22 protein-coding genes and 1 pseudogene are annotated in these 25888 nt (G+C 73.5%); 9 read left to right on the forward strand and 14 right to left on the reverse strand.

Going from position 1 to position 25888, the window contains the following annotated elements:
* From DN069_RS10995 to DN069_RS11010, 4 genes and pseudogenes are all read right to left on the reverse strand, one after another.
* Positions 1 to 318 (reverse strand): annotated as a pseudogene (locus DN069_RS10995) (hypothetical protein); the annotation flags it as partial.
* On the reverse strand, positions 318 to 761 hold the full coding sequence (locus DN069_RS11000; RefSeq protein ID WP_111500727.1) for a phage tail protein: 444 nt from the start codon (positions 759 to 761) through the stop codon (positions 318 to 320). The pseudogene DN069_RS10995 and the gene DN069_RS11000, both read right to left, overlap by 1 nt.
* An 87-nt stretch (positions 762 to 848) precedes the next feature.
* Positions 849 to 2450 carry a phage tail sheath subtilisin-like domain-containing protein gene (locus tag DN069_RS11005; protein WP_111500728.1) on the reverse strand — a complete coding sequence of 534 codons (1602 nt, stop codon included), beginning with the start codon at positions 2448 to 2450 and terminating at the stop codon, positions 849 to 851.
* A gap of 155 nt (positions 2451 to 2605) precedes the next feature.
* A complete protein-coding gene (locus DN069_RS11010) occupies positions 2606 to 4708 on the reverse strand; it encodes an eCIS core domain-containing protein (RefSeq protein WP_111500729.1) in 2103 nt (700 codons plus the stop codon).
* Positions 4709 to 4928: 220 nt separating this feature from the next.
* On the opposite strand from DN069_RS11010, the gene DN069_RS11015 reads away from it, so the two are divergent.
* A complete protein-coding gene (locus DN069_RS11015; RefSeq protein WP_111500730.1) occupies positions 4929 to 6335 on the forward strand; it encodes a ricin-type beta-trefoil lectin domain protein in 1407 nt (468 codons plus the stop codon).
* 40 nt (positions 6336 to 6375) lie between these two features.
* Here DN069_RS11015 and DN069_RS11020 read toward each other — a convergent pair whose 3' ends face one another.
* The 3 genes from DN069_RS11020 to DN069_RS11030 all read right to left on the reverse strand — a co-directional run bounded on the left by DN069_RS11020 (position 6376) and on the right by DN069_RS11030 (position 9841).
* On the reverse strand, positions 6376 to 8397 hold the full coding sequence (locus DN069_RS11020; protein WP_111500731.1) for an ATP-binding protein: 2022 nt from the start codon (positions 8395 to 8397) through the stop codon (positions 6376 to 6378).
* Positions 8394 to 9032: a Pvc16 family protein gene (locus tag DN069_RS11025; RefSeq protein WP_111500732.1), complete on the reverse strand. Its 639-nt coding sequence runs from the start codon at positions 9030 to 9032 to the stop codon at positions 8394 to 8396. The genes DN069_RS11020 and DN069_RS11025 overlap by 4 nt, the downstream gene beginning before the upstream one ends.
* A 134-nt stretch (positions 9033 to 9166) precedes the next feature.
* Entirely contained in the window at positions 9167 to 9841 is a 675-nt protein-coding gene (locus tag DN069_RS11030) for a helix-turn-helix transcriptional regulator (RefSeq protein ID WP_111500733.1), read from the reverse strand.
* A 232-nt stretch (positions 9842 to 10073) separates the two neighbouring features.
* Here DN069_RS11030 and DN069_RS11035 point away from each other — a divergent pair, with 232 nt between their 5' ends.
* Positions 10074 to 13010 carry an AAA family ATPase gene (locus DN069_RS11035; RefSeq protein ID WP_111500842.1) on the forward strand — a complete coding sequence of 979 codons (2937 nt, stop codon included), beginning with the start codon at positions 10074 to 10076 and terminating at the stop codon, positions 13008 to 13010.
* Between the two features lie 19 nt (positions 13011 to 13029).
* Here the strand turns inward: DN069_RS11035 and DN069_RS11040 are convergent, their stop codons facing one another.
* Entirely contained in the window at positions 13030 to 13410 is a 381-nt protein-coding gene (locus tag DN069_RS11040; RefSeq protein WP_111500843.1) for a winged helix-turn-helix transcriptional regulator, read from the reverse strand.
* A gap of 138 nt (positions 13411 to 13548) precedes the next feature.
* Here DN069_RS11040 and DN069_RS11045 point away from each other — a divergent pair, with 138 nt between their 5' ends.
* Positions 13549 to 14523, forward strand: a complete 975-nt coding sequence (locus DN069_RS11045; RefSeq protein WP_111500734.1) for an NADP-dependent oxidoreductase — start codon at positions 13549 to 13551, stop codon at positions 14521 to 14523.
* Between the two features lie 67 nt (positions 14524 to 14590).
* Positions 14591 to 15061 (forward strand): PPOX class F420-dependent oxidoreductase, encoded by a 471-nt coding sequence (locus DN069_RS11050; protein WP_111500735.1) that lies wholly within the window; start codon positions 14591 to 14593, stop codon positions 15059 to 15061.
* Between the two features lie 17 nt (positions 15062 to 15078).
* Here the strand turns inward: DN069_RS11050 and DN069_RS11055 are convergent, their stop codons facing one another.
* Positions 15079 to 16020 (reverse strand): D-2-hydroxyacid dehydrogenase family protein, encoded by a 942-nt coding sequence (locus tag DN069_RS11055; protein ID WP_111500736.1) that lies wholly within the window; start codon positions 16018 to 16020, stop codon positions 15079 to 15081.
* A gap of 134 nt (positions 16021 to 16154) precedes the next feature.
* Between DN069_RS11055 and DN069_RS11060 the strand changes: the two genes are divergently transcribed.
* Together DN069_RS11060 and DN069_RS11065 are read left to right on the forward strand one after the other, a co-directional pair.
* The gene (locus DN069_RS11060; protein WP_111500737.1) at positions 16155 to 17219 is read left to right on the forward strand and encodes an NAD(+)/NADH kinase; all 1065 of its coding nucleotides are present in this window, start codon (positions 16155 to 16157) and stop codon (positions 17217 to 17219) included.
* A 108-nt stretch (positions 17220 to 17327) separates the two neighbouring features.
* Positions 17328 to 18932 carry a DNA/RNA non-specific endonuclease gene (locus DN069_RS11065; RefSeq protein WP_133259886.1) on the forward strand — a complete coding sequence of 535 codons (1605 nt, stop codon included), beginning with the start codon at positions 17328 to 17330 and terminating at the stop codon, positions 18930 to 18932.
* Positions 18933 to 18939: 7 nt separating this feature from the next.
* On the opposite strand, the gene DN069_RS11070 is transcribed toward DN069_RS11065, so the two are convergent.
* The 5 genes from DN069_RS11070 to DN069_RS11090 form a co-directional block, all read right to left on the reverse strand.
* A complete protein-coding gene (locus tag DN069_RS11070) occupies positions 18940 to 20622 on the reverse strand; it encodes a putative PEP-binding protein (protein WP_111500739.1) in 1683 nt (560 codons plus the stop codon).
* A complete protein-coding gene (dhaL, locus tag DN069_RS11075; RefSeq protein ID WP_111500740.1) occupies positions 20622 to 21245 on the reverse strand; it encodes a dihydroxyacetone kinase subunit DhaL in 624 nt (207 codons plus the stop codon). Before dhaL ends, DN069_RS11070 begins: the two co-directional genes overlap by 1 nt.
* Positions 21246 to 21354: 109 nt before the next feature.
* The gene (gene dhaK / locus DN069_RS11080; protein WP_111500741.1) at positions 21355 to 22353 is read right to left on the reverse strand and encodes a dihydroxyacetone kinase subunit DhaK; all 999 of its coding nucleotides are present in this window, start codon (positions 22351 to 22353) and stop codon (positions 21355 to 21357) included.
* Positions 22350 to 23132, reverse strand: a complete 783-nt coding sequence (locus tag DN069_RS11085; RefSeq protein WP_111500742.1) for an MIP/aquaporin family protein — start codon at positions 23130 to 23132, stop codon at positions 22350 to 22352. The genes dhaK and DN069_RS11085 overlap by 4 nt, the downstream gene beginning before the upstream one ends.
* 292 nt (positions 23133 to 23424) lie before the next feature.
* On the reverse strand, positions 23425 to 24201 hold the full coding sequence (locus DN069_RS11090) for an IclR family transcriptional regulator (protein ID WP_111500743.1): 777 nt from the start codon (positions 24199 to 24201) through the stop codon (positions 23425 to 23427).
* Between the two features lie 72 nt (positions 24202 to 24273).
* On the opposite strand from DN069_RS11090, the gene dhaM reads away from it, so the two are divergent.
* The 3 genes from dhaM to DN069_RS11105 are packed head-to-tail and all read left to right on the forward strand — an operon-like array spanning position 24274 to position 25875.
* A complete protein-coding gene (gene dhaM, locus DN069_RS11095) occupies positions 24274 to 24666 on the forward strand; it encodes a dihydroxyacetone kinase phosphoryl donor subunit DhaM (RefSeq protein ID WP_111500744.1) in 393 nt (130 codons plus the stop codon).
* Positions 24650 to 24931, forward strand: coding sequence for an HPr family phosphocarrier protein (locus DN069_RS11100; protein ID WP_111500745.1), 282 nt, complete (start codon positions 24650 to 24652; stop codon positions 24929 to 24931). The genes dhaM and DN069_RS11100 overlap by 17 nt, the downstream gene beginning before the upstream one ends.
* The gene (locus DN069_RS11105) at positions 24928 to 25875 is read left to right on the forward strand and encodes an aldo/keto reductase (RefSeq protein WP_111500746.1); all 948 of its coding nucleotides are present in this window, start codon (positions 24928 to 24930) and stop codon (positions 25873 to 25875) included. Before DN069_RS11100 ends, DN069_RS11105 begins: the two co-directional genes overlap by 4 nt.
* Positions 25876 to 25888: the final 13 nt, after the last annotated feature.

Below are 25888 nucleotides of genomic sequence, written 5' to 3' on the forward strand. Positions count from 1 at the left end.
GCCCAGCCGGGTGATCACCCGGGCGAGCAGCACCACCGACAGGTAGGCGGGGTTCTCCTGCACCCGGATGTCGCGCAGCGGGATGAGCTCGTCCCTGGCGGTCGCCAGGCGCATGACGCCCTCGCGATGGACGGTGCCGTGCTCGTCCACGTAGCCGCGCGGCAGCTCGAAGGCGAACTCCGTGCGCAACTGCCGCCGCACGGGGGCGGGTTCGACCGGGGCCGGGGCCGCCGGCACCGCGAAGGCGGCGTCGGCGGCCGGGGCGGAGTCGGCGCCGGCGGTGAGGCCGCCGGTCCTGGTCGCTGCTCCGCGGCGCATTACTCCATGATCATTTCTTCGTAGGTGATGGTGACGGTCTCGGTCAGCGCGGACGCCTCGCCGGCCTTGACCGTGCTCGCGGAGACCTTGCTGCACCAGGCCTGGCGCAGGTGGTACCGCTTCACCGGGTTGTTCTGGTAGTCCATGACGATGATGCTGGCGTTCTTGCGGGCGGAGCCCATGTCCCCGCGGACGGAGGCGTTGATCCAGTCGTTGAAGGCCCGGGACTGGGTCATGCCGCGGACCACCGTGGCCTCGCCGGCGCGCTTCACGCCGGGCAGCTTCTTGGTGACGGGCTGGCCGTTGGCGGAGACCTGCTGGAACTCGATGACGTCCTGGTTCATGTCCAGGCCGGAGACCTCCTGGAGGTACTCGACCATGACGCCGTCGATCTGGAGGCCGAAATTGTGCGATGTGAGCGAATCGCCGGGCTGGAGGCTCATGCCGGGTGTTCCTTACTTCTGCTCGGGCTGGGGTCGTGGCACGCGTGCGGTGGAGGGAGCCGAGGGGCGACGAGGTCACCCCCGCCGCTACTCCTCCAACTCACCCGCTCCGCTGGAGAACTGCGCCAGCCGGAAGATCACGAACTCGGCCGGCTTGACCGGGGAGACGCCGATCTCGCAGATGACCCGGCCGAGGTCCACCGACTCCGGGGGGTTGGTCTCGGCGTCGCACTTCACGTAGTAGGCGTCGTCGGGTGTGGCGCCGAAGAGGGCGCCGCTGCGCCACTCGGTGACCAGGAAGGCGGAGATGTTGCGCCGGATCCTGGCCCACAGGGCCTGGTCGTTCGGCTCGAAGACCACCCACTGGGTGCCGGTGAGGATGGACTCCTCGAGGTAGTTGAAGTACCGGCGGACGTTGAGGTAGCGCCAGGCCGGGTCGGAGGAGAGGGTGCGCGCGCCCCAGATCCGGATGCCGCGGCCGGGGAAGGCCCGGATGCAGTTGATGCCCAGCGGGTTGAGCAGGTCCTGCTCGCCGCGGGTGATCTGCATCTCCAGGTCCACCGCGCCGCGCACGATCTCGTTGGCGGGGGCCTTGTGGACGCCGCGCTCGAAGTCGTTGCGGGCCCAGATGCCCGCCACGTGGCCGCTCGGCGGCACCAGACGCGTCTGCGCGGAGGCCGGGTCGAAGACCTTGACCCAGGGGTAGTACAGCGCGGCGTACTTGGAGTCGTAACCGGCCGTCTCCTGGCGCCAGACCCTGATCTGACGGGCATTCAGACCCGGCGGCGGGTCGATGATCGCGAGCCGGTCGCCCATCAACTCGCAGTGCGCGATCAGTGCGAGCTGGACGGCCTTGACGGACTCCAGGTCGATGGCGCCGCGCTGGTAGGCGGCCATCAGGTCCGGGACGGAGACCATGGAGACCTCGTCCACGGCCTCCAGGCCGCCGAAGCCGGTGCGGTCGGCCGAGTCGCCCACGTACTCGCGGACGCCGACCTGCTCGCCCTCGCCCACCGGGACCGGGGCGTTGGCGGGAACGGGGGCGGCGGACGGCGCGGGCAGCGCGACCGTCTGGTTCTCCGGGCGGACCAACTGCCCGGCCGGGGTCGCCTCCTGAATGCTGATGAGCTTGGAGCGCTCCTTGACCTGGGTGACGACGTAGCTGCGACCGCCACGCTTCGCCGACACGTCGAAGGTCTCGACCGGCTTCTCGCCGTCCTTGACGACCAGGCGGAAGCGGTCGGCCGGGCCCTCGCCCTCCGCGTCGGCGACCTCGACGCTCAGCGCGCCGCTCTCGCCGGCAGCGATGGCGGACACCTTGAAGGTGCCAAGCTCCTTGGCTTCGCCCGGCAGCAGCGCGGCGGGGCCGGTGCCGCCGGCCAGCGCGGCCGAAGCCTGGGGGGTGGCGTCGGAGACGCCACCGGGCACGCCGCCGACCCGCACGACGTAGGCGGCGCTGCCGCCGTTGTTGAAGAAGCCGTAGACCGAGTGCGCGAGGTAGTAGCCCTCGGTGAACTCGCCGAACGAGGCGACGTACTGCGACCAGTTGGTCACCAGCGTCGGCTCGTTGAGAGGCCCGTTCGGCGCGAGGCCGACGAACGCGGCCACCGACGTGCCCACACCCTCGATGGGGCGCGAGCCGCTGGCGACCTCCTCCACATAGACGCCTGGCGACAGGTACGACGGCATACTGGGTGCTCCTCGCGGTACAAGACAGGACCACGACAACTGTCGCTGTTCGTACGCGTTCCCGAAACGTCCCCCGGTACCTCCCCCGGGGCACCGCCGTTGCCCCGGGAGGTGCACCCGGGTGCAGTCGTCAGATCAGATCCGATCGGTTCAGGTCAGGCCGGGACGGGCGTCGGGTGGAGCTCCTCGCCGCTGGACAGGACGACCCTGGCCTGGGCGAGGCTCACGGTGTTCGGCAGCATCGCCTGCGGTCGCAGCGCGTCCTTGAGGAGGAAACGCAGCAGCTCGTTGCCGGACATGGCCTTCAGGCGGTCGGCGAGGTGCCGGTCGACCTCGCCGATGCGCTGGATCTCCACGATCGCCCGCTCGACCAGACCCGGGACGATGTCGCTGCCCATCAGCGTGTTGGAGCGCAGCCGTTCGGGGTGAGCGGTCTGGGGACCCGGGGCGGCGCCGTACGTCATCGCGCTGTGCGGATCCGCGGCGGCCTGGCTCGCGAGGAACATCATCTGGCCTCGGCGGTCCCGGTCCGGCTCCTGCTCCATCCCACTCGTGACCTTGTCGAAGTCCAGCTCCGCGCGGCCCGTGCCCACGTCGAAGCGCCGCACCGGTCGGGTGAACCGGTCCGAGAACCCCTCCTCACGGGTGGGCAGCCGGCTCTGCAGCGAACCCGGGTCCTGGGGGTCGGTGCGCAGCGTCGGGTACTCGCGCTGGGCGAAGTCGCTGAGCATCAGCCAGCCCTGCGACATCAGAGGGGAACGGGTCAGCGGGAGCTCGACCCGGGCCGGTTCGTCCTTGCCGGCGAACCGCGAGTCGCGGAACGGGCTGTTCGGCACCTCCAGGTAGAAGAAGACGAATCCCTCGTTGGCCAGGCCGTGCCGGTCGTACGCCTCGGAGTTGTTCGGGGCGTCCTTGTCGGCTGCGAGCAGCTCGGTCTTCGACTTGATCTGCTGCTCGTGGTCCAGCATCACCTGGGCCCGGGACTTGGGCGTGTAGTGGCACAGCACGCTGTTGTCGAGCGCCCGGGTCAGCCGGCTCCTGACGTCGGCGACCCAGGGCTGCTCGCCCCGCCGGGCGATCTCCTTGGCCATTCCGGCCCGGTTCAGCTCGGAGAGTTCGCGGAAGTAGCTGGGGCCCCGCATGTGGAACGCGGCCGCGCTGTCCGCCCAGTCCGGATGGTTCCAGAGCATGCCCTGGTCGGTCATCGCACGGAACGGCCGGCGGGCGTCCTCGGGGAAGCTGTCGTCACGGGAGATCTGCCCCCTGATCAGCGCCAGTTCTGCGTCGACCGCCCTCCCTGCGGCGGCCAGGAAGGGCGACGACCCCTCAGCGGTCCCCTCCGCCGAGATCAACTGGTGCTGGATGCGCGACAGCGCCATCAGGCAGTGCATGGGGTCGCGGTTCCCGTCGCGGTCGTACGCGGCGATGTCGGCACGCACCTTGGCCGCCACCGGGCCGTCCGGTCGCGCCTGGTTCCCGGTCAGCGCCTGCAGCTTTCCGAACAACCCACCGGTGGGCGCCGACGGCTCGGCCGGGAGCCCCCCGCTGATCTCGTCGAAGCCCTTGCGCTGCACGGCGATCGGCGCGCCGGAAGCCACCGGGGTGGTGCCCTCGGCGTGCTCGCACGCCTCGTGCGCCTCGTGCGCCTGCCCGGAGACGGCACGCTGGACGGGCGGATGCGCGGCCATCACCCGCGTCGCGTTGGTCTCGGCCTCGCGCTCGAAGCGGTCACCCGGGTCGCTGACGCTCAGCCCCTCGCCGTTGTCCGTGCCGGCGACCGGCCCGCGCCGCTGCTGGATGACGTGGGTCAGCTCATGGGCGAGGGTGTGCTTGTCCTGGCCGCCGTCCGTGAGGACCACGTGGTGGCCGGAGGTGTAGGCGTGCGCCCCGACCTCGGCGGCGGACCGCTGCGCGACGGGGTCCGTGTGGATCCGGACGTCGGAGAAGTCGGCGCCGAGCCGGAACTCCATCTCGCGACGCAGGGGCTCCTGGAGGGGCTGCCCCGCCGACCGGAGCACCTGGTGGGCCGTCGCCCGCTGGACCGGCCGACCCTCCGACTCCTGTTCCGCTGCGGACCGTTGGACCGAGGCCAGCGTGCGCGTCACCGCGGCGTTGCCCGCCGCCCGCTGCAGGGCCAGCAGTTCGGCGACCCCTCTGGGCGCCGTCGAGGGCTGTTGCGGTTCGCGTCCCCGGAGGGAACGGACGGGGTCGTCCGTCCGGGCCTGGGCTGCTGCCTTGTCGTGGGCGGGGACGCGCATGAAACCTGCCTCCGGCGAGGGTGTGGGCCTGGCAACTGGATACCCCCGAACCACCCCGGGGAACAGGTACCTTCGGGCAGACCTGGGGGCATCCCGCGGAGCGGCGTCGGCTGCGGCCCGCCTCGGCTGCCCGACGGGGCAGCGCAGTAGGCCCTTTGGGACGCCGACCCTGCCCCGTAGCTTCCTGACCCGGCGTCGGCCCGCCGAGTAGGTTCCCCAGGTGAGCCTATGGACTTCTCTGGAGCCCGCGTCCACGACGGTCGACGCGGGCAGCACCGCCACCGTACGCCTGCGGATCCGCAACACCGGCGACGTCGTCGACGAGTACCGCGTCACCGTGGTCGGTGATCTGGCGCCCTATGTCACCGTCGAGCCACCCTCCCTGCGGCTCTACCCGGGCACCACGGGCACGGTCGAGCTCACGGTCGCACCACCGCGCACCCCGGACGCCGCGGCCGGGCCGCACCCCTACGCCGTGCAGGTCACGCCGACCGAGCACCCCGAGGCGACCACCGTCCCCGAGGGCAACATCACGGTGACGCCGTTCATGGAGGTGCGCGCCGAACTGGTCCCGCACACCGTCAAGGGGCGCTTCCGGGGCCGGCCCAAGCTGGCCATCGACAACCTCGGCAACACCACCCTCACCGCCTCCGTGGCCGGGGACGACAACGGCGACCAGCTCGGGTACGAGGTGGTCCCCGCCAACGTCCAGATCGAGCCGGGCCGGGCGGCCTTCGTCAACGCCACGCTGAAGCCCCGTCAGATCATCTGGATCGGCCACAAGCAGAACCGCCCGTACCGGCTGTCGGTGCGCCGCTCCGGGGTCAACCCGCTGACCGTGGACGGCACCTACGTCCAGCGCGGCTTCCTGCCCCGCTGGCTCTTCACGGCGCTGAGCCTCTGTCTGGGGCTGGTCATCGCCTTCGTCGCGCTCTGGTTCACCAACCCGCCCGCCTTCAGCAGCGCGGCGACCCCGCTGGCCGCCCAGGTCACCCCGAGCGCGTTGCCCACGCCGAGCCTGGCGCCCGCGCCCGCGCCCACCCAGCCCGTCGCCACCACCCCGGGCGGCGGGGCGCCCGCGCCCACCACCGCGCCGCCGGCCGCGCCGCCCGCCGGCGGCAACGGCGGCGGCAGTGGTGGCGGCAGCGGCGGGAGCAGCGGGGGCGGCGGCAATCCGCCCCCGAACCCGCCCGCCGGCAACGGATCGGCCGTCGAGCTGGTCGGCCGGGGCTCCAACCGGTGCATCACGGTGACCGACGGGGCCGCGCCCGGCGGCAAGGACGGCAAGCCGCTGGAGCTGTGGGACTGCAGCGGAGCCGTCTGGCAGCAGTGGACCTTCGTCCTGGACGGGACCTCCGACAACCGGGGCACCATCCACTCGCTGGGCCTGTGCATGGACGTGGCCAACGCCAACACGGCCGACGGCACCACCGTCCAACTCGCCAACTGCAACGGCGGTCCGGCCCAGGTCTGGACCCTCAACACCACCGCCGGCGGCGACCTGGTGAGCATCCTCGCCAACAAGTGCGTGGACGCGAACGCCCAGGGGACCGGCAACGGGACCAGGCTGCAGCTGTGGGAGTGCACCGGCAACTCCAACCAGAAGTGGGTCCAGGCCAAGCCCTGAGGCCCGCCCGAATCCGACGCCTGGTGACGGACCCCCGCCGTCACCAGGCGTTGTACTCGTCCAGGACCAGGCGCCCGGCCTTGCGGTACTCGCGCTGGGCGCCGGCCAGCAGGTCGGCGTCGGTGACGGGTTCGCCCCGCCCGGCGGCGGCGTAGGCGGCGGTGACGACGGCGCTGCGGATCGACCCCCCGGCCAACTCGAACTCCCGGGCGCAGCGCTCGGGGTCGATGCCGGGGACGCAGGGCACGGAGACCAGGCTGTGCCGCCACAGGGCGAGCCGCTGGGCGGCGTCGGGGAAGGGGAAGTCGACCACCAGGTCGAGGCGCCGGGTGAAGGCGTCGTCGATGTTGGCGCGCAGGTTGGTGGTGAGCACGGCGATGCCGTCGAAGGACTCCAGCCGCTGCAGGAGGTACGCGCTCTCCAGGTTGGCGTAGCGGTCGTGGGAGTCCTTGACCTCGGAGCGTTTGCCGAAGACGGCGTCGGCCTCGTCGAAGAGCAGCACGGCGTCGGTGCGGTCGGCCTCGGTGAAGATCCGTTCCAGGTTCTTCTCCGTCTCGCCGACGTACTTGTCGACGACGGACGAGAGCTGCACGACGTAGAGGTCGAGGCCGAGTTCGGCGGCGACGACCTCGGCGGAGAGCGTCTTGCCGGTCCCGGACTCGCCCGCGAACAGCGCCAGTACGCCCCGTCCCCGGCCACCTCCCGCGCTGAGCCGCCAGTCGCCGAGCACGCGGTCGCGGTGCCGGGCCCGCAGGGCGAGTTCCCGCAGATGCGCCTGGGGCGCCTCGGGCAGCACCAGGTCGTCCCAGCCGACCGCGGGCCGGATCCGGCGGGCGTGCTGCTCCAGGCCGGAGGCCGACTGCTGGCGGGCGGCGCGGCGCAGGTGGACGCCGGAGACCGGGGCGTCCTCGAAGGCGGCCAACTGCTGGGCCGCGCGCGCGGCGCGGCGGATCTGCTCGCCGCCGAGCCGGTAGGGCGCGACGACCTCGGCCAGCTCGTGGACGGGCTCGCCGAGGGCGGCGGACCACGCGTCCAGACCGCCGGAGCGCTGCCGCGGGGCGTCGAGGACCAGTGGGTCGGGCCGGCCGTCGCACCACTGCGGGTCGTAGGCCGCGATCCCGGCGAACAGGACCGGGACGTCGTCAACGGCCAGGGTCCGCACCAGCGTTCCGGGCTGATCGGGCAGCGGGGAGACCACGAGTGCGCAGCCGCGCAGCCGGGTCTCGCGCAGCAGCGCCCGGATCTCGTGATCACCGGCGTCGACACCGGCGTCGGCGGGGGCTTCCGGGGTGTAGTGCAGGGCCTCCAGCCCGGCGGCGCGCAGAGCGGCGGCGGCGCAGACGGATCCGTCGCCCGCCCGGTGTTCGCGGAGGTAGGCGGTCAGCGGTCCGGCCGCCAGACGCTTGGCGAGGCGCTGGGTCAGCAGGTCCGCCTCCAGCTGGTCGAGCGGTGCGGCGAGCGGCCGGACGCGACCCTCCAGCCCGGGATCCTGGGTGTCGTCGCCGAGCAGATGCGCGACGACCCGGTCCGGAACGCGCAACGACCGGCTCAGGAACGGCCGTTCCGGCTCCTCGACCCGGAGCAGGCCCAGCGCGCGCAGCGGCGCCGTGGGGTGGAGACGGGCGCGCGCCTCGACCGCGTACGCGGGGAGCCCGCAGAGCTCCAGGGCCAGGCCGACGGTGGCCCGCCGACGGCTGACGTCGTCGTTGAGGTACCCGTAGAGCGGCTCGAACGCGCGCTCCAGATCGGGCGCGAGCGCGACGAGCAGCAGCTCGGCGTCGAGCGCTGTGAGGCGCAGTCGGTCGGCGAGCACGTGCAGCCGGTCGTCACCTACCGCCTCCCCGGGCTCCGCCGGGACCGCGTTCCGGGCCTCCCCGGAGCCCTCGGGGGCCAGTCCGGCGTTCGCGCGGCGGAGCACGTGACTGACGGCCTCCGGGGTGAGGTAGAGGCCGCGGAGGGGGTCCTCGGCGGTGGGGTCGTCGGCGCTGCGGGAGGCGACCAGGCGGGCGACCCGGTCGCGCAGCCGGTCGAGGCGGGCGAGCAGGGGAACCGGAGGGTTCACTCAGCGACGCTCCGGGAGAGCGGGCGACGCGGGAGGTGACGTTCGGGCGCGTCCGCCAACGTGCCGTCGAGGCCGCGCACCTGCACCCCGAGCTCGGTGACCGGCGGACCGGCGTCGTAGTCCGGGAAGGAGGGCATCGGGACGGTGACCACCACGTCGACGGAGGGCTTGAGTTCGCCGCCGAGCGCGGACCAGAGCTCGGCGGTGGAGCGTGCCTCCATGCTCAGTGAGGCGACGCTCAGTGGGACGGTGAGGCCGAGCTCCGCCAGGGAGCCGGTCAGCTCGTCGGGCGGCAGCAGCTCGCGCGGCAGCAGCGTGGCGAGGACCGCGGAGAGCATCCGGTGCTCGTCCTGCGGACGCTTGGTCCAGGCGGTGACGAGGTAGGCCAGCCGGAACCAGCGCGGGGGGCGCCGGCGGCCGACGGTGACGCCCTGTTCGTTGCGGACCGGGAGGGCCCCGCGTTCGCGCCGCGTGGTGTCCTCGCGGATGTCGTAGAGGTAGCAGTCGACGGTGGGGTTGTTGCGCCGGGCGGCCCAGTCGCGGGTCGGCGCCTCGAAGGCGATCTCGACGCCGCTGCCCGCGAGGGCACCTCCGGTCAGCAGTCTCCTGAGGACCTCGTCCACCTCGTGGATCACTGCCGCGCCCTTCGCTTGCCGTCACCTGCAGTTCATCAGCCTGCACCCGCGCGGCCCTGCCCCGGCAGGCTTGCGGGGGACGTTCCGGGGGCAACGCGACGTGCCCGGGGGGTCATGGGTGTACGCCCCAACCGTCAGATGTAGCCTTCCCTCAGGGCATAGGCCACGGCGTGCGCGCGGTTCCGCAGGTGGAGCCGGGTGGTGAGCCCGTGCATCACGTTCTTGACGGTTCGTTCGGAGTACGAGAGCTTGCTGGCGATTTCCCCGGTGTCCATTCCCTCGGCGACCAGCCTCACCACGTCGACCTCGCGCGGCGCCAGACCGTGCACGGGGGCGTCGGACGAACCGGGGGCGCCGCGCTGCATCGTGCCCACCTGGGTCATCAGCCGGCCCAACAGGTCCGCCGGAAGGTCGCCGTCGCCGCGGGAGGCGGCCACGACCGCCTGGTGCAGCCGGTGGCCGGTGGCCTCACGACGCCAGACGATGGCGCCGACCCCGCACTCGATCACCTGGAGCAGCTCGGCCTCGCGGACCGTGGCCGCGACCAGGACGGCACGGGTGCCGTCGGTGCGCGCGAGACGGCGCAACGAGGAGAGCGTGGGCTCGTCCGGCGCCTCGGCCACCAACACCGCGACCGCACCGGCCCGGCCCGAGACGGTGTCGACCAGATCGACCCCCGGCTGCGGACGCAGCTGGCTGCGCACCCCGGCGAGCGAGATCGGGTCGTCGGCGTACACGGCGACGGGGATGGCGCCGGACGGCACGGCGCCGACGACCTCCGTCGACCCGGAACACGTGCGCACCACCATGACCCACCATCCCCACTTTCCAGGCCTGTTGACCGATGTGTGACAAAGTCGACCCGATGGAACCAAGCCTCCGTTGAACCGAACCACCTCCGCAATCGTGGGTTACCACGGGATGCGCCACGAGCGCGTCCGGGACGAACACCACGAGGGGCACCACGACAGACACCACGAGACGCACCACGAGAGGCACCACGACACCCAAGACCACTGTCCGGACATCCAGGGGGATCCGATGACCTCGACCTGCAAGCACCTCGGCGACGGGCCGCTGTGCGAACGTGAGGACGCCCTGCGCCTGGTGGCCTTGGAGGCCCGCCGTGCGCGGGCCGGTTCCGGGCGACTGGTGCTGCTGCGCGGCGCCACCGGCACGGGGCGCAGCGCGCTGCTGGAGACCGTCGCGGCGAACGGCGCCGCGCAGGGGCTGCGGGTGCTGCGCGCCCGCTGCTCCGCCGAGCGCTCCGACACCGCGTTCGGCGCGCTGCGCCACCTGCTGGACCTGGAACGCACCACGACCACGGCGCTGACCGCGACCACGCGGACGGACGGGGCCGACGGCCGGGCGGCCGACGCCCCGGGGGCCGGTGCGCGGATGCACGCCCCGGGGATCGCCGACCGGCTCTGGCGGCTGCTGCGCGACCGCGCGGCCGAGGCGCCGCTGCTGCTGGCCGTGGACGACGTCCATCTCGCCGACGCGGCCTCGCGGCGGTTCCTCACCGAGGCGGCCCGGCGGCTGGACACGCTGCCGCTGCTGATCGTGGCCACCGAGCGCGGCCAGTACGACATCGCCACGCCCGTGCCCGGGCTCGCGCACACCCTCTCGCCGACGCTGGTCCGCAGCCACGTCCTCGCGCCGCTCAGCCGGCGGGCCGCGGAGGCGATGGTGCGCGACCACCTCGGCGAGCAGACGACCGACGCCCGGGTGGACGGCTGCCTGCGGGCCAGCGCCGGCAACCCGCTGCTACTGCGCGCCCTGCTCGAGGACCTGAGCGCGGGTCCGGTCGAGGGGCCCGCCCCGGCGGCCTTCCCGGAGCGCTGCGCCGACCTCTACCCCGGCGCCTATCCGGCCGCCGTCGCCTGGTGGTTGGAGAGCGCGGGACCGGAGACCGCGGCCGTGGCACGCGCGTTGGCCGACCTCACCCAGGTGGGGTTGGCGGGCGGCCTGGAGGACGCGTCCGGTGACGTCGATTTAGTCGCCCGTGTGGCCGGGGCCGATCCGGCGCGGGCGGCGGGCTGGATGACCGCCATGGTGCGGCTGGGTCTGCTCCGCGAGGACGGCGAGCGCGGCGCGGTGCGCTTCGCCCACCCGCTGCTCGGCGACGCCGTGCTGGACGGCTGGCGACCCGCCGACCGGCAGGCGGCCCACCACCAGGCCGCCGCCTTCCGGCAGCGCCGGGGCGACCCGGCCGAGGCGGTCGCCGCCCACCTGCTGCGTACCCCCGCCGCGGGCGCCGGCTGGGCGGTGGACTCGCTGCGGGACGCGGCCGCGTCGGCCGTGCGCACCGGTCGGACCTCCGACGCCGTCGCGCTGCTGCGCCGCGCGCTGGAGGAGCCCGTCTCCCGCGCGCGCCGAGCCGAAGTGCTCACCGAACTCGGTTCGTTGGAGCTCGCCTCGCTGTGCGGCACCGGGATACCCCGGCTGACCGAGGCGCTGCGCCTGCGGGAGGAACCGCGGGAACGCGCCCAGGCCACGGTGGCGTTGGGCCTCGCGCTGGCCCGGCGCGGCGACGCGCACGCCGGCGTCGCCCTGCTCCACGACCTGGACGCCGACGGGACCTTGGCCGACCACCCGGTGCTGACCCGCACCGTCCGGCTGGCCTCGGCGCTGCTGTCCGACCACGACCAGGAGGTGCGCCGCCAGGTCTACGAGGAGCTGCGCGAGACCGCCGAGCGGGCCCCGTCCCGAATCGGCGCGGCCGAGCGGGCGCTGTTGGTCCGTCATGACGCGACCGCCGGTCTGGTCTCCGCCGAGGAGGCCATGCGGCGGGTCCGCGCTCTCCTCTCGTCCGGCGAGGAAGCCCCGCTGATGCCGTATCTGCTGGGCACGGCCGCCGCCGTCGCCCAGTGGGCGGACGAACTCGACGAGGCCGAGCGGCTGGTGCGGCAGAGCATGACGGCGTTCCGGCTGCCCGCGCTCCATCCGATGCACCAGTCCCTGCGCAACACGCAGTGGGACATCACCGCGGCGCGCGGCGGGCACGCCCGGCTGCTGGCCGAGTTCGAGCGCCGCGACGGCGCGCCGCACCGACCGGGCAACCTGACGGCGCACGTCCTGCTCGCGCTGGTGGCCACCGGCCGCGCGGCCGAGGCCGAACGGCTCGCCGCCGCAGTCGACGTCCAGGACGCCCACGACACGTGGGAGTTGAACCGCTTCCTGTATGCCAGGGGCGTGGTGCGCGCGGCCTCGGGCCGGCTGCAGGCCGCGGTCGACGACTTCCTGGAGTCCGGCCGCAGGCAGCAGACCCGCGACGTGCTCAGCCCCGTGGTGACGCCGTGGCGCTCCGCGGCCGCCGAGTGCCTGCTCCTCCTCGGCTCACCGGAGACCGCGTTGCCGCTCGCCGAGGAGGAGTACCGACTCGCGGCGGTCTGGGGTACCCCGCGGGTGCTCGGCCGCGCGCTGCGCGTGCTCGGCGCGGCGGCCAACGGCCGGCGCGGCCTGGAGCTGACCGCTCGGGCCGTCGAGACGCTGCGCGGCGCCGGCGGGCAGCCGGGGCTGACCTCCGAGCTGGCGGCCGCGTTGATCGCCCAGGGCCGCCGCCTCACGACCGCCGGGCAGCGCCTGCAGGCCCGCGCGCTGCTCCGCGAGGCCGCGGCCGTCGCCGAACGCGAGGGCGCCGTAAGGCTGCTGGACCAGGCGGAGCAGGCGCTGCGCACCGGCAGCCCCAGGCTCCGGTCGACCCGCCACAGCGGTGTGGACGCGCTGACCGAGAGCGAGCTGCGCATCGCCCGCCTCGCGGCCGACGGCCGCACCAACACCGAGATCGCCGCGCTGCTGCACCTGGCCCGGCGCACCGTGGAGACCCACCTGACCAGCACCTACCGCAAGCTGAACATCCGCGGCCGCAGCGAACTGCCCACGGCGCTCGACGCCGCCCCGCCCTCCCGCCTCACGCTGCGCACCGTCCCCGCCCCGCCCGCGACGCCGGCCGCACCCCGGGCCGACGCCGGGTGAGGGCGCGCGGACGGCGCGGCTACTCCCCCGCGTCGGCGCTCACGGCACCGGCCGAGTCGATGTTCTCCTCCACCCAGGTGCGCAGCGCGTTCAGCGGGACGGCCGCGCTCTTGCCGAGGGCGGTGAGCGCGTACTCGACGTGCAGCGGAACGGCCGGGTAGACGGTGCGGTCGACCAGGCCGAAGTCCTCCAGCCGGCGCAGGGTCTGGGTCAGCACCTTGGGGCTGATGCCCTGGAGCCTGCGCTGCAGCGCCCCGAAGCGCTGCGGTCCCTCCTCCAGCGCTCCCACGGCGAGCGTGGACCACTTGTTGGCCAACAGGTCCAGCAGCGCCCGGCAGGGGCACTGGGCGGCGTAGACGTCGTGGTGCGCGTGGCGGCCGGTCGGGCAGTTGGTGGCCATGTAGAACACTCCTCACCTGGATACTTCCCAAGAGGAAGTAGCTCCTCTTGCGGGTAACTACACCCGCGGACCTAGCTTCATTCCCGTCAGCGCGGAGCGCCCGAGGCCTCCGCACCAGGCCTTCTCAGGGGATGAGCCATGTCCGAACAGCAGTCGACGATGCGCGCGGTGGTCCAGGACTCCTTCGGCGGACCGGAGGTGCTCCGGGTGGAGCGGGTGCCACGGCCGGAGCCGCTGCCGACCGAGGTGCTGGTGCGTGTGCACGCCGCCGGCGTGAACCCGGTGGACTGGAAGACCCGGTCCGGCAGCGGGATGGCCGGGGTGCTCGGGGAGCCGCCGTTCGTCCTGGGCTGGGACGTCTCCGGCGTGGTGGAGGCCGTCGGCTTCGGCGTCACCACCCTCGCCGTGGGCGACGAGGTCTACGGGATGCCGTGGTTCCCGCGCGCGGCCGGCGGCTACGCCGAGTACGTCACCGCGCCCGCCCGGCAGTTCGCCCGCAAGCCGGCCACGGTGACGCACGAGCAGGCCGCGGCGGTGCCGCTCGCGGCGCTGACGGCGTGGCAGGCGCTGGTGGACACCGCCGACGTCCGGCCCGGGCAGCGGGTGCTGATCCACGCCGCCGCCGGCGGCGTGGGACACCTGGCGGTGCAGTTCGCCCGGCACCTGGGCGCGTCCGTGGTCGCCACGGCGAGCCCGGGGCGCCACGCGTGGCTCAAGGAGCTGGGCGCGGACGAGACGATCGACTACACCGCCGTCCGCTTCGAGGACGCCGTGCGGGACGTCGACGTCGTCATCGACCTGGTCGGCGACGCCCACGGCGAGACCTCGCGGCGCTCGCTGCGGGTGCTTCGCCAGGACGGCCTGCTGGTGGCGATCCCGGCCGGGGTCTCCCCCGAGCTGGCCGAGGCCGCGGCAGTGGCGAGGGCCCGGGTCACCCCGTTCCTGGTCGAGCCGGACGGCCCGGCGCTGACCACGATCGCCGAGCTGATCGACGCGGGCCAGGTCGTGGTCGAGGTCGAGGAGTCCTTCCCGCTGGAGCGGGCCGCCGAGGCCCACGCCCGTGGCGAGCAGGGCCGCACCCGCGGCAAGCTCGTCCTGCGCACCATGGACTGAGCGCTCCGGCCGAGCGGACTGGAGCCCGGATAGGGTGGGCGAAGGCCGCTGCGAGGAGAGGGAACTGATGGCACGGAGCATCGCCACCACCACCAAGGTCGAGCGTGAGGACCTGCTGGAGTTCGTCCGCCCGCGTCACCGGATGATCCTGATCACCCGGCGCGCCGACGGCACGCCGCAGGCGTCGCCGCTGACCGGCGGGGTCGACGACTCCGGCCGGATCGTCGTCTCCAGCTACCCCGAGCGGGCCAAGGTCCGCAACGCGCGGTTGCGCCCCGAGGTCAGCGTCCTGGTGCTGTCCGACGAGTGGGACGGGCCGTGGGTGCAGGTGGACGGGCGTGCCGAGGTGCTCGAGGCCGCCGAGGGGCCGGCCGCGCTCGACGCGTTCGTCGAGTACTTCCGCAACATCTCCGGAGAGCACCCGGACTGGGCGGAGTACCGCGAGGCGATGGTCGAGCAGGGCAAGGCGCTCCTCCGGATCACCCCGGAGCGCTGGGGCCCGATCGCCACCGGCGGCTTCCCCGCGCGACTCGCCTGACGGGGCCGCGAGGACGGTCAGGCCAGGACGCGCACCGGGGCTCCGGCGGCCCAGGCCGCGATGTCCTCGACCGCGTCGCGGTAGAAGACCTCGAACAGGTCCCTGGTCACGTAGCCGACGTGCGGGGTCAGCAGCGCGTTCGGTGCGGAGCGGAGCGGATGCCCGGCGGGCAGCGGTTCGCGGTCGAAGACGTCCAGCGCCGCGACCGCGATCCGGCGCTGGTCCAGGGCGTCGAGCAGCGCGGCCTCGTCGACCAGCGGCCCGCGGGAGGTGTTGACCAGGATCGCGGTGGGCTTCATCAGGTGCAGCTCCTCCGCGCCGACGATGCCGCGGGTCCGCTCGCTGAGCCGCAGGTGGACGCTGAGCACGTCGGCGTGGGCGAACAGCTCCTCGCGCGACACGTACGTCACCCCCTGGGCCTGCGCATCCTCCGGGCGCAGGTTCTGGCTCCAGGCGACGGTCTCCATCCCGAAGGCCCGGCCGACCTCGGCGACCCGGCGGCCGATGACGCCGAGGCCCAGGATGCCGAGGGTGGCCCGGTTCAGGCTCGTCCCAAGCCCCACCTGCCAGCCGCCGCTCCGCACCGAGGCGACGTTCTCGGGGATCAGGCGGGCCGCGGCGAGGATCAGCGCCCAGGTCAGCTCGACGGTGGGCTGGGGGAAGTACCGCGTGGCGGTGACGGTGACGCCCTGCCGCCGGGCGGCGTCGAGGTCGATGGCGGCGTTGCCGGGGCCGGTCGTGACGAGCAGCGCCAGCTTGGGCAGCCGGCTCAGGGTCGACCCCGGGAAAGGGGTCCGCTCCCGCATGGCGACCACGACCTCGTAGTCGGCCAGCGCGGCGACCACCGCCTCCTCGTCGTGGAACGGCGTGTCGAACACGTCGACCCGGGCGCCCAGCGAGTCCCAGTCCGCGAGGCTCAGGGCGACGTGCAGGTAGTCGTCGAGTACTGCGACCTTCATGGTCAGTCACCGGCTCCCGAGGTGGCTCCAGGTTGCGAAGAAGATCGTCGCACAGGTTGCCCTTCCCCCGCCGGACTGAGCCAATGGGAGAGGCGACCGCTCCCGGCCGCCGCCCGCACCGAGACGAGGTCCCCATGCCGGTACAGCGCATCGGACTGGTCGTCCATCAGGGGCGCTCAGCCGCCGTGGCGGCCGCGCGATCCGTGCACGCCTGGTCCGGCGACCACGGCATTTCCTGTACCGAGATCGACGTCTGGGCGCCCGACCACGAACGCCGCTCCGGCCGCGAGGAGGCCCGCGCCGCCGGGGACCCCGACCTGGTCGTCACCCTGGGCGGGGACGGGACCTTCCTGCGCGGGGCGCGGATCGCCGTCAAGACCGGGGCCAGTGTGCTCGGCGTCGACCTGGGCAAGGTCGGCTTCCTCACCGAGGTGCCCGTCGGCGACGTCATCCGCGCCCTGGACGCCGTCCGCACGGGTGACGCGCTGGTCGAGGAGCGGATGACGCTGACCATGCGCGCGTCCCGGCCCCCGGAGATCCCGGCCGAGCTGGAGTCGCCGCTCTGCTACGGACGCGGCCCCGCGCTGCCCCCGCCCCAGGTCCGGCCGACGACCACCGTGGGCGACGGCTGGGGAATGGCCCTGGACGTCAACGCCCTCAACGACGTCGTGGTGGAGAAGCTGAGCCGGGACCACCAAGTCTCCGCCGGCGTCTACATCGCGGGCCGGCTGCTGGCGGCCTACTCGGCGGACGCCCTCGTCGTGGCCACGCCCACCGGTTCCACCGCCTACTGCTTCGCCGCCGGGGGTCCGGTGCTCTCCCCGCACATGGACGCCGTCGTGTTCACCCCGATCGCGCCGCACATGACCTTCAACCGCACCGTCGTGGCCGCCCCGGACGAGTCGGTCGCGCTGCGCATCCTGCCGCACTCCGGCCGGGCCGCGGTCAGCATCGACGGTCAGCTCCGCGGCGTGCTCGACCCGGGCGACTGGGTCGGCGTCTACCGCGCCCCGCAGCGGCTCCGGCTCATCCGCCTCCAGCCCACCGACTTCTACGGCCGTCTGCGGGACCGCTTCCGCCTCACCGACGCGCCCGCCACCGCGACCGACGGCGAGTCGGCGCCCTTCTTCCGCCCCGACTCCCCCGTGCCGCCGGAGCTCGCCGGCCTCCGCCTGCCGCCTCCCGCCGCGGCCCGCTGAGGCGACACCGAGGTCTGCCCGATTTCCTGTCCGCGGGACTCTCCGGCCGAGCGCCCTCCCGCTCCTACGGTGGCGGTGCCTCACATGGTCACGCCGCTGGGAGAGTCGATGGCACCGCAGCGCCCCCGTCGCACCGGGAACCAGGACCACGACGGTCCGGGCTCCTCCCGGCCGGCCCGCACGTCCCCCGAGCTGCTCCCGACCGGCGGCCAAGGGCTCCCCTCCGGGCCAGGGAGCCTGCCGGCCCTCCAGCGGCTCGCGGGGAACGCCGCCGTCACCCGGGCCGTCCAGCGGTCGCGCGCCGACGACCAGGCGGCGACCCCGCTGCAGCGGATGCCGCGCCGGGGCACCGTGACGGCGCCGCGGACGGCGGCCGAGCCGGGGACGCAGCGGGCCACCCGGGAGGACCAGGAGGACCAGATCGAGCAGATCGCCTTCCTGCCCGCGATGTGGGTTCCGGCCGAGGAGTTCGACGCCGACGGGCGGCTCGTCGCCCCGCCCACGGTCGCCTACGCCCGCGAGCAGCGCGGCTATCGCACGGACGCCCTGCGCGTCGGCAATCCGCTCCCGCCGAGGGCCTCGACGAGGCTCCGCGAGGGCTCGGTACGGACCAGCTGGGTCGTCGAGTACCAGACCTCGTTCTTCGTCTACCGCGTCCAGCTGATCAACGACCGTCATGGCACCAGCGCCACGCTGATCGACCCGACGCAGCCCTTCACCATCACCCAGATGATCCCCAAGGGGTCGGGCGGCCGGTCCATGGGACGGACGTACCGGTTCGGCGACTTCTGGGGCTACAACCCGGGCTACGCGGGCGTGGCCTCCGCGGACCTGGCCGAGCAGCGGGGACTGGACGACGCAAACCGCGTCGACCGCCCCACACCCGACCTCGTGGCGCTGCCGACCGACCGTCGGCAGCCGTTCGTCTTCTACACGCGCAGGATCACCGACTCCAACTTCACCCACAGCGACGGATCAGCCCACGAGAGCCGCCGCTTCATGAGTGCCCGACGCTTCGACGAGCAGGCGAGGGACACGCCCGATCGCACATTCCGCCAGCAGGTCAGGGTGTCGAACCCGCCGCTGGTCGACCGCGGTACCGGCGGGCGCAGTCCGATGGCGGCGATGGGCGGCGTGGCCGCGCACGCCCTGATGCCGACCACCGGCCACGGCGGCACGCGCGGACGGCTCGCCTCCCACGAGTGGTGCCATCTCGTGGGTGACGGCGACGGCGGGCCCAACTGGTTCGACAACCTCGTGGTCGGCACCAACGCGGTCAACACCGAGCAGTTGGCCATGGAGACGGCGCTGCGCGACTACGTCCGCTCCTTCAGCGGGCTCGGCTGCGCGATCCGGCTGAACGTGCAGGCACTGCTCGAACGGACCGAGGCCACCGCCGAGTTCGTCCCCGACAACGAGCGCGACGGGTACGGCCGGTACAACAAGGCGGACTGGATCAGCTACGCCATCGACATCATCGAGGCTCCCGGCCGCCGGGCCACGGAGGACGACGTCCGCGACGCCAGGGTCCTGTACCCGGCGGTGCACCGGCAGATCATGGACGCGAACCGCGGCGTCATCACCGAGTCCGAGTTCACGAGTCTGCACAACGAGGTCCGCGCAAAGCTGCGCGCGGCGCATGACGAACTGTCACCTCCCTCGCCGGACGTGGAGCACTCGCCCGGCTCGCCCATGCAGTACGAGTACGTCTGAGGCGGCGTCAGGGCAGCGTCGGAGAGCAGCGGCGTTCGACGATCCGCCAGACCTCGTCCACCGTGGTGGCGTCGAGCGCGTCGCGGGCGGCCCGGGCGCAGGTCTCGGCGTCGAGGCGGCGGATGCGGGCGCGGACTTCGTCGAGCGCGGCGGGGGCGGCGGAGAGGATGTCGCAGCCGAGACCGACGAGCAGCGGGGTGACGAGCGGGTGGGCGGCGGCGTCGCCGCAGACCGACACCTGACGGTGGTGGCGATGGGCTGCCTCGATCACGTCGCGGATGGCCCGCAGGACCACGGGATGCGCGGTCAGCGCGGGAGTCGCCGCGGGGTCGCGCCGGTCCAGGCCCAGGAGTTGGCAGGTGAGGTCGTTGCTGCCGATGGAGAGGAAGGCGGACTCCCGGGCGAGGTCGTCGGCGACGGCGACGGCTTCGGGGAGCTCCACCATGGCGCCGAGGGGCGGCGGGGCGACGCCCAGGCTCGTGGCGGCGGCCCGCAGGATCGCGCGGCAGGCCAGGAGTTCGTCCACCGTGGCGACCATGGGGATCAGGATCCGCACGTCGGCCCCGGCGCCCGAGGTGAGGATGGCGCGGAACTGCTCGGCGAAGGCCTCCGGTCGGGCGAGCATCAGCGGCAGGCCGCGGCCGATCCGCTGCCCTGCCGTGCCGTCGGCGAGGAACGGCGGCAGCTTGTCGTCCGCGTAGTCGAGGGTGCGCACCGTCACGGGGCGGCCCTCCAGTCTGCGCAGGACCGGGACCAGGGTGGCCGCGTGCTGGGCTTCGGTCGGCCACGACGCGGCCTCCAGGAAGGGGAGTTCGGTGCGCAGCAGGCCGACGCCGTCGGCGCCGGAGCGCAGCGCCGCCTCGGCGTCGGCGGCGGTGGCGATGTTGGCCCGCAGGACGACGGTGTGCCGGTCCAGGGTCTCGCAGGGCAGCGAGCGCTCGGCGGCGAGGGCGGTCCGACGGGCCCGGGCCGCGTCCATCGCGGACAGCGCGAGGGTGCGCTGGTGGGGGTCCGGGTGGACCGCGATGCGGGCGGCCTGTGCGTCGACCACGATCTCGGTGCCCGCGGGCAGGTCCAGCAGGACGGGGTCGATACCGAGGAGCAGCGGGATGCCGAGCGAGCGGGCGACGATGGCGGCATGCGAGTTGGGGCCGCCGATCACCGAGGCGGCGCCGACCACGGCCGGGCCGAGTTCGAGGAGGTCGGCGGCGCCGACCTCGGTCGCGAGCAGCACCAGCGGTCCGTCGGGGACGGCGGACGTGGTCCCGTGCAGGTGGTCGAGGACCCGGCGGCCGACCTGCCGTATGTCGGTGGCGCGTTCGGCCAGCGTCGGGTCGTCGAGGGCGGCGATGGCGCGCGCGTACTCGTCGACCGCCTGCCGGACCGCGATCACGACGGGCGTTCCCTGGGCGACCCTGCGGAGCGCGGCGCCGCGCAGGTCGGGGTCCTGGGCGAGGTAGCCGTTGACCTCCATGATCTCGGCCTGCTCGGGCTGGCCGCTGTCGCGCAGGGTCTCCGCGAGACGGGCCAACCCGGCGGCGACCGCGTCGAAGGCGTCGGTGACCTCCCTGCGCGGGTCGACGGGGCGCCGACGGGGCAGGGGGATGTCCGCGGGCCGGTCGGGGACGTGCGCCAGTCCGAGCGCGATGCCGCCGGAGGCGGTGTGGCCGGCGTAGGACTGAGGGATCATCAGGGGTTGACCACCTTGGCGAGGGCTTCGAAGATCAGGGCGGTGGAGGTGGCGCCGGGGTCCTGGTGGCCGATGCTGCGCGGACCGAGGTAGGAGGCGCGGCCCTTGCGGGCCTGGAGCGGGATGGTGGCGTGCGCGCCGTCGTCCGCCGCCTTGGCGGCCCGCGCGGCGGCGTGGGCGAGGTCGCCTCCGGCGCCGAGCTCCTCGGCAAACGCGTCGAGGGCGGGGGCGTAGGCGTCGACGATGGTCTTGTCGCCCAGGACGGCCGCACCCATGGCCTGGATGGCCGCGAGTCCGGCGCGCAGCGCGGCCAGGAACTCGGCCGCGTCGGGCTCCGGGGTGGTGAGGGCTTTGCCGGCGGCGCGGAAGGCGGAGCCGTACAGGGGGCCGGAGGCGCCGCCGATACTGGAGATCAGGGTGTTGCCGACCTTGGTCAGCAGCTGGCCGACGGATTCCGGCTCGAAGGTGTCGAGGGCGGTGACGGCGGCGGAGAACCCGCGGTTCATGTTGGCGCCGTGGTCGGCGTCGCCGATGGCCGCGTCCAGTTGGGTGAGCCGGTCCTTGTGCTCGTCCATTGCCTCGGCGACGGCCTGCACCCACTGGCGGGTGAGGGCGATGTCCATCGGGGTCTCCTTCGGTGCAAGGGTGGTGGATCGGTGGTGGGATCGGTTCGGTGGGTGGGCCGTGCCCGGCCTGGTCAGGGCATTCCGTGGTGCCGGGCACGGCCCGGTCTCACAGGCCCCAGCGCAGGGCGGGGGTGTTGACGGGAGCGTCCCACAGGGACAGGAGCTCCGCATCGGCGCGGCACACCGTGATCGAGGCGCCGGCCATGTCCAGGCTGGTGACGTAGTTGCCGACCAGGCTGCGGGCGATGGCGGCACCCTTGTCCGCGAGCAGGGCGGCGACCTCGTGGAACACCACGTACAGCTCCATCAGCGGTGTCCCGCCCAGGCCGTTGACCATCACGATCACCTGGCCGGCGTCGGCGAGCGCGGGTTCGGCGAGGATGGCGTCCATGGCCGAGGCCACGATCTCCCGGGCGGGGGCGAGCTTCTGACGGTGGCGCCCGGGTTCGCCGTGGATGCCGACGCCGATCTCGATCTCGTCGTCCGGCAGGTCGAAGCCGGGCTTGCCGTTGGCGGGGGTGGTGCACGCGGTGAGGGCGACCGCGAAGGACCGGGACGCCTCGTTGACCCGCCGGCCGATCCCGGCGACGGCCGCGAGGTCCGCGCCCTGTTCGGCGAGCGCGCCGGCGATCTTCTCGACGAAGACCGTGGCGCCGGTGCCGCGGCGACCGGCCGTCCAGGTGGAGTCCTGGACCGCGACGTCGTCGTCCACCAGGACGGTCTGGACCTCGATGCCCTCGTCGGCGGCCAGTTCGGCGGCCATCTGGAAGTTGAGGACGTCGCCGGTGTAGTTCTTCACGACGAACACCACGCCGCTGCCCCGTTCGACGGCCTTGGCGGCGGCGAGCATCTGGTCGGGCACGGGTGAGGTGAAGACCTCGCCGGGGCAGGCGGCGTCCAGCATGCCGGTGCCGACGAACCCGCCGTGCAGCGGTTCGTGGCCGGAGCCGCCGCCGGAGAGCAGGGCCACCTTGCCGACCCGGGTCTCCTCGGCGCGTCTGATGACGCCCGCGTTCTGGTCGACGTGCAGCCCGGGGTGGGCGGCGGCCATGCCCGCGAGTGCGTCGGAGAGGACGGACTCCGGGGTGTTGAGGAACTTCTTCACGACAGCACTCCCTCGGCTGCGGGGGTCTCCGTGGACGGGGCGGCGGGCTGCGCCGGTGTCGCGGGGGCCGCGGTGCGGTGGTGGTTGAGGGCGAGGTAGGCGAAGCCCGCGAGCACGCCGCCCGCGATCTCGGCCAGCAGGTAGACGGGGAGCTGGTTCCAGTGGACGGTCCCGCCGGCCAGCTGACCGACGATCATCGGGCCGAGGGTGCGGGCCGGGTTGATCGCGGCGCCGGTGGCGGGCGCCACCGGGATGATGATCGCGAAGACGGCGAAGCCGATCGCGATCCCGGCGAAGCCGCCGGGTGCCCGGGCGTCGATCGCCCCGAAGACCACGAAGACCAGCAGGAAGGTGCCGATCAGCTCGGCGCCGAACGCCTGGCCGGCGCTGACGTGCGGGCCGTAGGAGGCGATGCCGAGGCCGACGTCGACGGCTTTGTGGCCCAGGACCGCGATGATCGCGAGGGCTCCGAGTACGGCGCCGACCACCTGGGCGGCGAGGTATCCCGGCACGTCCCGCCAGGGCATCTTGCCGGTCGCCGCCAGCCCGAGGGTGACGGCGGGGTTGATCTGGCAGCCGGAGATGTGGCCGATCGAGTAGACCAGGGCGACCACCGCGAGCGCGAAGGCCAGCGAGATCATGCCCAGCTCGGCCATCGTGAACGGCGCCTTCCCGCCGAGCAGCAGGGTGGCGGGCACCGAGCCGACGCCGATGAAGACCAGGGTCGCCGTGCCGAGAACCTCGGCGAACAGCTTCTGAGGGTAGGTGTTCTGTCTCATGGTGCGCCTGCGGCCCTCGGGCCTGCGAGGCGTTCACCTCCTCCGCGTGGGGCGGACCAGAAGGGAAAGGGAGGGAGGGAGGGGACCGGCCCCCCGATGCGGCGGCCTCGACGGCCGCCCGCCGGTCCCCTGGGAGAAATGGCTTGGAAACTTGTTCGTCATCCCTGAACCGTGTTCGGAACTTAAGTCCGTCGTTTCGCCGCTGTCAAGAGGCTGGACACAAAGAGGCCGTACCGGGCTCGGCAGCCCGATACGGCCTCGTGTCGCAGAAGGTGTCGAACCCTGGTCGCCCTCAGGCCTCCGACCAGGCCGTTCCCCGGCCCGCGCCCAGCTCTCTGGAGAGGTTCCTGGCGACCTCCCGCACCGCGACGGCATGCTTGCGACGTGCGGTTTCGTCCGTGAGCACGTGCTCGACGGGCCCCACCACGCCGATCGCGCCGACCACCTCGCCGGAACGGTCGAAGACGGGCGAGGCGATGCCGGCGTCGCCCAGCGCCGACTCCTGGTCCTCCAGCGCGTAGCCGATGCCGCGCACCTGCTCCAGCTGTTCGGCCAGCGCGGCCGGGTCGGCGACACTGCGGCCGGTCAGCCTGGGCAGCTCGCCGCCCAGCAGGGCGGCCTGTCGCTCCTCCGGCAGGAACGCGACGATCGCCTTGCCCAGGGCGCAGGTGTGCCAGGGGATCGTCGCGCCGACCTCCAGGATCTGCACCGCGCCCTCGGGCCGGAACGCGTGGTGCACCACCAGCACGTGGTCGTCGGCCAGTACCGCGACCCACACGGCCTCGCCGGTCCGGCTCGCCAGGGCGTCCGCCCAGGTCACCGACCTGGTGCGGAGCTCCTGGGTGTCCAGATAGGCGTTCCCGAGCTGGAGCAGACCGGGCCCGAGCAGGTACTTGCCGGTCTCCCGGTCCTGCCGCACCAGACCCTCGGACTCGAGGGTGCGCAGCAGGGCGTGCACGGTCGGTTTGGCCACCCCGATCCGCTCCGCCAGCTCGGTGACACCCAGCCGCGGACCGGCGGTCGCCAGCTCCCGCAGGACCCGGACGGCCCGGTGGACCGACTGCACCATGACGGCACCCGCTCTCTCTTTTTCGCCTGTTCGGTATTGCGGAACTGCGTTCTGAAATCTAGCATCCGAGTTATGACTCAATCCGTCGGCATCGTACTCGTGTCCCACAGCGCCCAGCTGGCCGCCGGACTACGCGATCTCCTCGCGCAGATCGGTTCCGACTCCGTCCCCGTGCAGGTCGCGGGCGGAACGGAGGACGGCCGCATCGGCACCAGCTACGACCTCGTCCTCAAGGCGATCCACGCGGCCGACCACGGGAACGGCGTCGTGATCGTGCCCGACCTCGGCAGTTCCGTGCTCACCGCCCGCACCGTGCTCGAGGACCACCCAAGCCCCGACGTGCTCCTGGTCGACGCGCCGTTCGTGGAAGGCGCCCTCGCCGCCGCGATCACCGCCTCGATCGGAGCCGACCTGACCGCCGTCGCCACCGCCGCCCAGGAGGCCCGCCATGTCCCTAAGTTCTGACAACGCCGGCGCCGCCTGCGAGACCTCGGTCGTGCTGCCCGCCAACCTCCACGCCCGGCCTGCGGGCAAGCTGGCCCAGGCCGCCGCGAGATTCAGCAGCACCATCCTGATCGAGCATGCCGGAAAGTCCGTCAACCCGGCCGGTATCCTCGCCGTCATGGGACTCGGAGCGACCGCGGGCGCCACCGTCACCGTCCGCGCCGAGGGCGAGGACGCGGCGGCAGCCGTCGAGACGCTCGCGGCCGTCCTCCACGCGGCCGAATGACCGCCCGTCTCGGGCTCGGCCTGGCCGCCGTCGGCCGCCCCGCCTACATCACCTCCGGGCGGGCCCAGGACCTGCCCGGGGACCGCTCCCCCGCGGCCCTGGAACGCCGCGCCCGCGAACTGCTCGACGCCGCCTACGAGCTGGGCATCCGTCACCTGGACACCGCCCGCTCCTACGGGCGCGCGGAGGAGTTCCTCGCCGGCTGGCTCCACGACCACCCCGACCACCAGGACCTCACCGTCGCCAGCAAGTGGGGCTACACCTACACCGCCGACTGGCGCACCGACGCCGAGGTCCACGAGGTCAAGGACCACAGCGTCGACGCGTTCGAGCGCCAGATCGGCGAGACCCGCGCCCAACTCGGCTCCCTGCTCGACCTCTACCAGATCCACTCCGTCACCCCGGACAGCCCCGCCCTGCACGACACCGCCCTGCACCACCGCCTCGCCGAGCTCGCCGCCGAGGGCGTGCTCATCGGACTGTCCACCAGCGGTCCGCGGCAGAGCGACACCATCCTGACCGCGCTGGGACTCACCGTCGACGGCGAGCGGCTGTTCCAGAGCTTCCAGACCACCTGGAACCTGCTGGAGCCGTCCGCGGGCGACGCCCTCGCCGAGGCCCACGCGGCGGGATGCCTGGTCGTCGTCAAGGAGGCGCTGGCCAACGGCAGACTGGTCGACCCCACCGGCGACGAGCCGACCACCGCCGTCCTGACCCGCCTCGCCGCGGACCTCGACACCACCCCCGACGCGGTCGCGCTCGCCGCGGCCCTGCGGCAGCCATGGGTCGACGTCGTGCTGTCCGGCGCGGTCACCCCCGCCCAACTCGCCCACAACGTCTGCGCCACGACCCTCGAAGCCGACCCCTGGCAAGCCGGCCTCCCCACGCCGACCGAGCCGGCCGAGCAGTACTGGCGGCGACGGTCGCAGCGGCCGTGGACGTGACACGTCTTACGCC

The sequence above is a fragment of the Streptacidiphilus pinicola genome, from assembly GCF_003258295.1.
Lineage (GTDB): Bacteria > Actinomycetota > Actinomycetes > Streptomycetales > Streptomycetaceae > Streptacidiphilus > Streptacidiphilus pinicola.